This is a genomic window from Lysobacter enzymogenes (assembly GCF_017168095.1).
Taxonomy (GTDB): Bacteria; Pseudomonadota; Gammaproteobacteria; order Xanthomonadales; family Xanthomonadaceae; genus Lysobacter; species Lysobacter enzymogenes_D.
Window position 1 is genome coordinate 1 of record NZ_LXSD01000062.1, and the last position, 8,413, is coordinate 8,413.

Sequence of the window (8,413 nt, forward strand, 5' to 3'; positions counted from 1 at the left end):
GCGGCGTGGTGGGCCGACGCCAGCGGTATTCCGCCCGGCGCCGGCGTGCAGTTGTTCGGCCCGGCCGGCGTCTCGCGCCTGCAGGCGATGGCCGGCCTGCGCGAGCTGTGGACCGGCCAGCCGCTGCGCGCCGACGCCGACAAGGCGGCGCTGAAGGCCGCCGGCGAGCGCGTGCGCAAGGGCGTGGAGCAAACCCGCGCCGGCGCGCCGCGCAAGGGCTTGCCGGTGGTGGTGGTGCACGGCCTCGACGACGGCCTGATCCCGCCGGCGTTCAGCAGCGCGCCGTACGTGGCGATGGCGCGCAAGGCCGGGGCGCAGGTGACGTATTGGCAGATCAGGAACGTCCAGCACTTCGACGCCTTCCTCGGCCTGCCGGCGCTGGGCGCGCGCTATCTGCCGCTGCTGCCGTACGTGTACGCGGCGCTGGATCGGGTCGACGCGCACCTGGGCGGCGGCGCGGCGCTGCCGGGCGATGCGGTGGTCGAGACCGTGCCGCGCGCGCAAGGGCAGGGCTTGCAGGCGCAGAACCTGGCGCTGCCGAAGTAAGCGAGCTGAACCGGACGGCCGAACCGAGCGGGCCCGCGCGGCCCGCATCGCGCCGCGACAGGCCCGCACGCGACGCGATGGCGGCCTTGCCGACGGCGCGCGCGTCGCGCTTGCGACTTGCGCCCCTTGCGGCGCACGCGCCGGCTTTGGCAGGCTGAACGTCTTCGGGCGGCCGCGCGGCCGCCTCGCCACGGAGCTGCGCCGCATGCCGCGTCACTTTTCGATGCTCCGCGAGTTCCACCTCGCGGACTGGTTCACCCTCGCCAACGCCTTCTGCGGCACCGGCGCGATCTTCGCCGCGATGCGCTTCCTGCAGGACGGCGAGGTGCGCAACCTGATGATCGGCATGGCGCTGATCCCGCTGGCGTTCGTGTTCGACGCGCTCGACGGCCGGGTCGCGCGCTGGCGCAAGTCCTCGTCCACGCTCGGGCGCGAACTCGATTCGCTGGCCGACGTGATCTCCTTCGGCGTCGCCCCGGCCGCGCTGGCCTACGCCTGCGGCCTGCAGGGCGGCTGGGACTGGGTGGTGCTGAGCTACTTCGTCGGCTGCGGCGTGAGCCGGCTGGCGCGCTACAACGTCACCGCCGAAGCGCTGGCGGGCGACGAAGGCAAGGTCAAATACTTCGAAGGCACGCCGATCCCGACCAGCCTGCTGCTGGTGATCGTGCTGGCGGTGGCGGCGTGGCAGGGCGCGATCGGCGATCAGCTGTGGTTCGGCGGCGTGCGCATCGGCCCGTGGCTGTTCCATCCGATGGTGCTGATGTTCGCGTTGTCGGGATCGCTGATGATCAGCAAGACGCTGCGCATCCCCAAGCCCTGACCGCAGGGCTTCCATCTCGCGCCGCACGCCGCGATTCGCGGTCGCGGCTCGCGCCGCTCCTGCAGGGAGCGAGCGGATTTGCGCGTAAATCGTCGCCGCGCGCGTTCACGCGGTTGTGTGCCTCACGACACAGGCAGCGCCCGGCAACACGCGGTTGCTATGATCGGGACAAACCCTGGAGGCGGCGATGGCGAATTTCGGTTTCGGCTCGAACAACCCCGGCGATTTCGGCGCCGGCTCAGGCTTCAACCCGCAGGACTTCGAACGCCTCGCACGTCAGTACTGGGGCGCATGGGGCGAGATGATGCGCGGCGCGCAGCCGCAGCAACCCGCGCAGCCGTCGATCCCGGGCTGGAACGAGGCGCTGAACTGGTGGTCGCAGCTGGCCCGCGGCGGCGCCCAGCCGCAGGTCGAGGACACGCTGGACCGCTTCAACAGCCAGGCGCGCGGCTGGTTCGGCGAAATCCAGAAACTGGCCGCGCAGTTCGCCGGCCGCGACGCCTCGGCCGGCGACATCGCCGGCGCGTGGAAGCAGGCGCTGGGCGGGCAGGGCGCCAATCCCTTCGCCGACGTGTTCGGCGCGATGCGCGGCCCGGGCCAGCAGGATTTCGCGCGCTGGGTCGAACAGGTCAAGCCGTTGCTGGAACGCTTCCAGGACGGCGGCAGCGGCCTGCTCGGCCTGCCCGCGTTCGGTTTCGCGCGCGAGCACCAGGAGCGCGTGCAGCAACTGGCCCAGGCCTATTTGAACTATCAACAGCAGAGCCAGGCCTATAACGCGCTGATGGCCGAAGCCGGCCAGGACGCGTTCAAGCGCTTCGAGGACAAGCTGGCCGAACGCAGCGAGCCGGGCCGGCAGATCGGCAGCGCGCGCGCGTTGTTCGATTTGTGGATCGACGCGGCCGAGGACGCCTACGCCGAGATCGCGCTGTCGCCGCGTTTCCGCGACGCTTACGCGGCGCTGGTCAATTCGCAGATGCGCTTGCGCGCCGGCGTGCAGAAGGAAATCGAACAGGCCAGCGGCCAGTACGGCATTCCGACCCGCACCGAGATCGATGCGGCGCACCGCAAGATCGTCCAGCTCGAGCGCGAGCTGCGCCGGCTGCGCGACGAGGTGTTGCAGTTGCGCGGCGGCGACGGCGCGGGCGAGCCCGCCGCCAGGCCGCGGCCGTCTGCGAAGAAGGGCGGCGCCCAGCCGAAGCCGCGCGCGGCGCAGGCCGCCGCGTCCGCGCCTAGCGTTTCGGCCGCTGCGGCGGCCACGCCCGCTGTCAGCCAGCCGGCTGTTTCCAAGCCGGCTGCTTCCAAATCCGCAACCGCAAAACCTGCGGCCAAGAGCGCGGCCAAGAAGACCGCGATCGCCCGCCCGCAGCCGCCGGCCAAGCCTGCAGCGGTGAAATCCGCGGCGACGAAGGCCGCCGCCCAACCCGCCGCAGCCAAGGCCGCCGCGCCGTCCAGGCGCGCCGCTGCGGCCAAGCCGCCGTCGAAGCCGGCCAAGTCCGCCAAGCAGGGAGCGCGCTGAGATGACCGCACCGATCAACTTCACCGCCGAATCGCTGGCCCAGGAAGCGCTCACCGCCCAGCGCAAGCTCAGCGCCGGGCTCGACACGCTGCAGGAAGTCGACAACATCGACTACGGCGCGACCGCGCGCGAGGAAGTCTGGCGCGACGGCAAGGTCGCGCTGTACCGCTTCCGCGGCGAGCACGCGCCGACCGCCAAGGCGCCGCTGCTGATCGCCTACGCGTTGGTCAACCGGCCGTACATGGTCGACCTGCAGGCCGACAAGTCGATCGTGCGCGGCCTGCTCGAGCGCGGCCAGGACGTGTACATCCTCGACTGGGGCTATCCCGACCGCTCCGACCGCTATCTGGAGCTGGAGGACTACATCCAGCGCTTCCTCGGCGGCGCCGTCGACCATCTGCGCCGCGAGTACCGCCAGGACGCGATCAACCTGCTCGGCATCTGCCAGGGCGGCGCGTTCTCGCTGTGCTACAGCGCGTTGAATCCGGCCAAGGTGCGCAACCTCATCACCATGGTCACGCCGGTGGATTTCCACACCCGCGACAACATGCTGTCCAACTGGACCCGCGGCCTGGACGTGGACCAGTTCGTCGACACCCTCGGCAACGTCCCGGCCGACGTCATGAACTGGTGCTACCTCACGCTCAAGCCGTGGCGGCTGTTCGTGCAGAAGTACGTCGGCCTGATCGACATCCTCGACGACAAGCGCGCGCTGGAAGATTTCCTGCGCATGGAGAAGTGGATCTTCGATTCGCCCGACCAGGCCGGCGAAGCCTTCCGCCAGTTCATCAAGCAGTTCTACCAGGGCAACGGCTTCGTCAACGGCGGCATCGACATCGGCGGGCGCGCGGTCGACCTGGGCTATGTCGACATGCCGGTGCTCAACATCTACGCCGAGCAGGACCATCTGGTGCCGCCGGCGGCGTCGAAGGCGCTCAAGGATCTGGTCGGCAGCGAGGACTACAGCGAGCTGTCGTTCAAGGGCGGCCACATCGGCATCTACGTCTCCGGCCGTGCCCAGCGCGAAGTGCCCGGCGCGATCCACGACTGGCTGACCCAGCGTTCGCGCTGAAGCCGCGACCATCGGCCCGCGATGCGGCGCATCGCGGGCCGGCTCGCGCTTGCGGGCGCGGCGCCGCGTTTGTCGCAGGCTCTTGCATATGCGAGGGCCTGTGTTGCGGTAGGCCTATTCGTGGGAGTCCTATTTTGTGGGAGGGCTATTTTGTGGGAGGGCCTTCAGGCCCGATGCCCTCCGCTCCGATCGCCGCGCCCCTGCCGCCTTAACGCGCTCCCGGTTACTCTCCCCCGCGTCCCCCAACGGAGCCCGCGAATGCGCCGTGTCCTGCTGCCGCTGCTGCTGATCCTGCTCGCCGCCTGCGCCTCCGCGCCGCCGCCCAACGCCGCCCACGCCGAAACCCCGACGCCCGCCGGCACCGCGCCGCGCGACCCGGGCGAATGGGAACCGACCGTGCGCGCCTGGGAAGCCGAAGACGCGCGCGTGCGCCGCATGCCCGGCGCGGTGGTGTTCGTCGGCAGCTCCTCGATCCGGCTGTGGACCACGCTGGCCGACGATTTTCCCGGCGTGGTCCTGATCAACCGCGGCTACGGCGGCTCGCGCGCTTACGATGCGGTCTACTTCGCCGACCGCATCGTCAACGCCTACCAACCGCGCGCGGTGGTGTTCTATGCCGGCGAGAACGACCTGCACGAAGGCCGCACCCCGCGCCAGGTGCGCGACGATTTCGCCGCGTTCGTGCGCAAGGTCCAGGCCGCCACGCCGAAGGCGCGCATCGCCTTCATCTCGATCAAGCCCAGCCCGTCGCGCGCGGCGATCCTGCCGCAGGTGCGCGAGGCCAATGCGCTGGTGCGCGATTTCGCCCGCGGCGTGCGCGGCGTCGATTACCTCGACACGTTCACGCCGATGCTCGGCGCCGACGGCGCCGCGCGCGAAGAACTGTTCGTCGGCGACCGCCTGCACATGAACCGCACCGGCTACGAAATCTGGGCCGGCGTCGTCGGTGCCTGGCTGGCCAAGCTGCCGGCGCCGCGATGAATACGAAGCTCGCCATCGCCGCCTTGTCGCTCGCGCTGCTCGGCGCGAGCGCCGCCGCCCAGGCCGCGCCTTCGCCGCAGGCCGAGCGCGAAACCGAGCGCCTGATCCAGGCGCTGGGCCAGTCGGGCTGCCGGTTCGAACGCAACGGCAGTTGGTACGACGCGGCCCAGGCGCAGGAACACCTGCGCAAGAAACTCGCCTACCTGCGCAAGCGCGGCCTCGCCGACACGGCCGAGCTGTTCATCGAGCGCGGCGCCAGCCAGAGCAGCCTCAGCGGCCAGCCCTATCACGTGCGTTGCGGCAAGGCCGCGGCGACGACCTCGGCGGCGTGGCTGCAAGCCAAACTCGTTCAGTTACGCGCGACGGCGCCGTAGACGCCGCCGTCGCTTCGACGCGCTAGACTGCCCGCGAGCCCCGCCGGAGCGCCCGCAAGCGATGAGCCGCGCCACCCGAACCCTGTGCCGGTCGCGCCACGACCGCATGATCGCCGGCGTCTGCGGCGGCCTCGCCCTGCGCCTGCGCTGGAACCCGGTGCTGGTGCGCGCGGGCTTCGTCGTGCTGGCCCTGGCCACCTTCGTGCTGCCGGTGGCGCTGGCGTATCTGGTGCTGTGGCTGTTGATGCCGGAAGAGGGCTGCGGCTGAGCGCGCCGCTGCCAAGCGCGCTGCGCGCGGCCGGTACCGCGCTCGGCCTGATCTGGACCTCGCCGGTCACCGCGGCCGGCCTGCTCGCCGGCCTGCTGGCGCTGCCGTTCGGCGCGCGCGCGCAACTGCGCCGTCGCGATCTGGCCCTGGTGTTCCAGCACTGGCCGTGGGGCCCGGGCGGGGCGATCACCCTGGGCAACGTGATCCTGCACACCGGCGGCGATCTGGATTCGCCGTGCCACACCTACGCCCACGACGCCGGCCACGGCGAAGAGCCGCCGATCTGCCTGGCCGATCACGAACGCGCCCACGTCTACCAGTACATGGTGCTGGGTCCGCTGTTCCTGCCGCTGTACCTGGCCTGCGGCGGCATCAGCGTGCGCAACCGCTTCGAGCGCGCGGCCGATCGCTACGCCCGCACCGGCCGCGGCTGGTGGCCCTGGCCGGGCTGAGCGCCCGCGCCGCGGCGTGAGCCGTTTTGCGCACCGAACGCGAGTACCTCGAAGCCGGCGCGGCGATACGCCGGCCCGGCGTCCACGACGGACGCCGCGAACCGCATCCGACGAGGACATAACCGATGACGTTCAAAGCGATCGCGCTGGCGCTGATCGGCGCCGCCGCTGTGGCGCACGCCGCCGCGACCCAGGCCCAGACGTCCCACAGCCAGGGCCCGTTCGCCAGCGAGCAGGCACTGGTGGCGTACTGGCAGGCCCAGAACTTCGGCCAGACCGAAATCTTCCTGGACGGGCGCAAGGTCCACGCGCGCACCACCGGCTTCGGCCCGCCGCTGACCGAGATGTACTTCACCTGCAAGAACTCCAGCCTCGACATCCGCGTGCACTGCGGCCACTACAAGGATCCCGATTACGATCTGTCCGGCCTGATCGATCTGTTCGACAGCAACAACCACACCCGCCCGGCGTACCTGCGCGATGCCTACCTGGACGGCCATCTGTTCGTGGACGTCCCCGACAGCGTCAATGGCACCGGTTCCTACTGGAAGACCTGCATCGGCGATCCGAGCCGCAATTATCCCGGCGGCATTCCGTATTACCTGTTCCAGGCCGTGGTCCCGGGTTTCAGCCCGCCGCCGCCGGTGCCCAAGTGTCCGCCGCGTTCGTCGCAGAAGCTGCCGTGAGCCTGGGCCGGCCACGGGCAGGCGCGATTATCGTCGCGCTCACGCAGGTTTGACCGCTGCCTAACGCGGCCGGCGGTACTCTGCGGGCGTCGGAGAAAAACCAGCGGATTAACCTCTTTCGCTGGAGTCGCTCCGATAACGGAAGGCCCGGACACCCGAGGGACACCTCGTGGCCTGGGCCTTCTCATTTGCGGGTTCGACCGCGCGGCGCGATCTGCGCGAACGGCGGCCCGGGTGTTGGTCAATCACCGATGCGCAGACGCACCGCGCTTTCTCCGCCGTGCACGCCGCCCGGCCCGTAGCGCCGCTCGATGAAGTCGATTCCATCCGCATCGATCAGCACGATGGTGCTGCAGCGCGTGCCGTAGGCCTCGCCGAGCACGAACGGCGGCGACAGCAAACGTTCCAGCTCCAGGCCGACGCCGGTATCGGGCAAGGCCTCGTCGGGCGCGATGGTGGTGTCGGCCATCGCCGCCAGCAGCATCGCCAGGCCGGGGTCGGCGCTGGACGGGGCGCCGTCGGAATTACGCAGCGGCGGCTGCCGCGACGCCGGCGAATCCAGCCAGGCCGACAGCGCGCGCGTGGCCAGGCCGCTCTTGGGCCAGGCCGCGTCGAACGCGCCGTTGGTCATCGCATGCACGCCGGCGGCGACGGCGAAGGTCTGGAACGCGCCGTGGCCGGCCGGCGGATGGTTGCTGCCGAAGCGCAACTGCGCGCCGTCCCACAGCAACAGGTTGAAGCGGCCGAACTGCGCGGCCGGCGCGCGCAAGGTTTCCAGGTACTGCCCGGCGCTCATCGATCCGCGCACGAACTCGCGCACCAGCGCGCCGCGCGAGCGCGGCGCGGTTTCGAGCTGGCGTCCGTCGCGCACGTTGGTCACCGCGGCCAGGCGGCCGCGCGCGGACACCATCAGCCAACTGCCGCCTTGCGACAGGTCGCGGCCGCCGAAGACCTGCGGGTCGTCGGGGTCGGCGCCGGCGGGCGCGGTCGGGCGGGCGTGCGCTTCGTCGCGGTTGGCGATCAACGCCAAGCGGTAGCGGGGATGGTGTTGCCAGGCGAGGGCGATCAGGCACATCGGCGCATTCTAGTCCCGCCGTCGCCGCATAGTTGCCCACAGCCGCGCGCGCGCCACCAGCGGCAAGCGACCGATCGGCACACGGACCAATGGCAGAGGCCGCCGCGGCGCGCTGGCCATATTCTGGCCACCGTCTCATCGACTGAGACCCGCCCCCGTTTACCTAGCCGGCTTGTCGGCCAGCCGGCTCAATGGGGAGGCAATCGATGAATCGTGGCGCCAGGATGTCGTTGCAGTTGTTCGCGCCGGCCGCGGTGGTGGCCGCGCTCGCGCTCGCGGCCGGGATCGTGACCGGGCAGGTGCCGGCCGACGCCGGCGCGGCCGCGCTGCCGGGCGGGTCGTACGCGCGGCTGGCGCAGTGTCTGCAGTTCGCCGGTCTCGGCACCGCCGCGACCCTGTTCGTCCATTCGTTCTGGCGCCTGTGGCGCTGGGAACGCGGCAGGGAGCCGCAATGCCCCTGCGGCGGCCTGTTGTCGCGGCCGCGGCGCAGCCGCCACGGGCGCCTGCGCCGTTGCCTGGGCTGCCGCCGCCCTCATCCGGAGACCTGACCATGCTCACCGCCGCCGCCATCCGTTGCACCGTCGGCCGGTGGCCGCTCGCGGCGGCCGGCGCCGCGGCGGGCG

General features: G+C 71.1%; 11 protein-coding genes and 1 pseudogene. 10 read left to right on the plus strand and 2 right to left on the minus strand.

What is annotated here, in order from left to right; genetic code table 11:
- The 4 genes from A7A76_RS01825 to A7A76_RS01840 all read left to right on the plus strand — a co-directional run.
- Positions 1-546 (plus strand): D-(-)-3-hydroxybutyrate oligomer hydrolase (locus tag A7A76_RS01825; RefSeq protein WP_241200668.1); only part of this gene is annotated, 546 nt, incomplete at its 5' end.
- A gap of 205 nt (positions 547-751) precedes the next feature.
- Complete coding sequence (locus A7A76_RS01830) at positions 752-1,366, plus strand: CDP-alcohol phosphatidyltransferase family protein (RefSeq protein ID WP_206409597.1); 615 nt, start codon at positions 752-754, stop codon at positions 1,364-1,366.
- A 187-nt stretch (positions 1,367-1,553) separates the two neighbouring features.
- Complete coding sequence (phaE, locus tag A7A76_RS01835; RefSeq protein WP_206409598.1) at positions 1,554-2,882, plus strand: class III poly(R)-hydroxyalkanoic acid synthase subunit PhaE; 1,329 nt, start codon at positions 1,554-1,556, stop codon at positions 2,880-2,882.
- Between the two features lies 1 nt (position 2,883).
- Positions 2,884-3,954: a class III poly(R)-hydroxyalkanoic acid synthase subunit PhaC gene (locus A7A76_RS01840; RefSeq protein ID WP_206409599.1), complete on the plus strand. Its 1,071-nt coding sequence runs from the start codon at positions 2,884-2,886 to the stop codon at positions 3,952-3,954.
- Between the two features lie 145 nt (positions 3,955-4,099).
- Here A7A76_RS01840 and A7A76_RS26180 read toward each other — a convergent pair.
- Positions 4,100-4,150, minus strand: a pseudogene (locus tag A7A76_RS26180) (DUF6053 domain-containing protein); the annotation flags it as partial.
- Between the two features lie 62 nt (positions 4,151-4,212).
- Here A7A76_RS26180 and A7A76_RS01845 point away from each other — a divergent pair.
- The 5 genes from A7A76_RS01845 (at position 4,213) to A7A76_RS01865 (ending at position 6,715) form a co-directional block, all read left to right on the plus strand.
- The gene (locus tag A7A76_RS01845; protein ID WP_206409600.1) at positions 4,213-4,935 is read left to right on the plus strand and encodes an SGNH/GDSL hydrolase family protein; all 723 of its coding nucleotides are present in this window, start codon (positions 4,213-4,215) and stop codon (positions 4,933-4,935) included.
- Positions 4,932-5,309 carry a DUF5329 domain-containing protein gene (locus A7A76_RS01850; RefSeq protein WP_206409601.1) on the plus strand — a complete coding sequence of 126 codons (378 nt, stop codon included), beginning with the start codon at positions 4,932-4,934 and terminating at the stop codon, positions 5,307-5,309. The genes A7A76_RS01845 and A7A76_RS01850 overlap by 4 nt, the downstream gene beginning before the upstream one ends.
- A 61-nt stretch (positions 5,310-5,370) precedes the next feature.
- Entirely contained in the window at positions 5,371-5,577 is a 207-nt protein-coding gene (locus A7A76_RS01855) for a PspC domain-containing protein (RefSeq protein ID WP_206409602.1), read from the plus strand.
- 47 nt (positions 5,578-5,624) lie between these two features.
- On the plus strand, positions 5,625-6,029 hold the full coding sequence (locus A7A76_RS01860; protein ID WP_241200669.1) for a hypothetical protein: 405 nt from the start codon (positions 5,625-5,627) through the stop codon (positions 6,027-6,029).
- 125 nt (positions 6,030-6,154) lie between these two features.
- A complete protein-coding gene (locus A7A76_RS01865; protein WP_206409603.1) occupies positions 6,155-6,715 on the plus strand; it encodes a hypothetical protein in 561 nt (186 codons plus the stop codon).
- A gap of 241 nt (positions 6,716-6,956) precedes the next feature.
- Here A7A76_RS01865 and A7A76_RS01870 read toward each other — a convergent pair whose 3' ends face one another.
- Entirely contained in the window at positions 6,957-7,790 is an 834-nt protein-coding gene (locus tag A7A76_RS01870) for an NRDE family protein (protein ID WP_206409604.1), read from the minus strand.
- A gap of 206 nt (positions 7,791-7,996) precedes the next feature.
- Here A7A76_RS01870 and A7A76_RS01875 point away from each other — a divergent pair, with 206 nt between their 5' ends.
- Entirely contained in the window at positions 7,997-8,338 is a 342-nt protein-coding gene (locus tag A7A76_RS01875) for a hypothetical protein (protein ID WP_206409605.1), read from the plus strand.
- Positions 8,339-8,413: the final 75 nt, after the last annotated feature.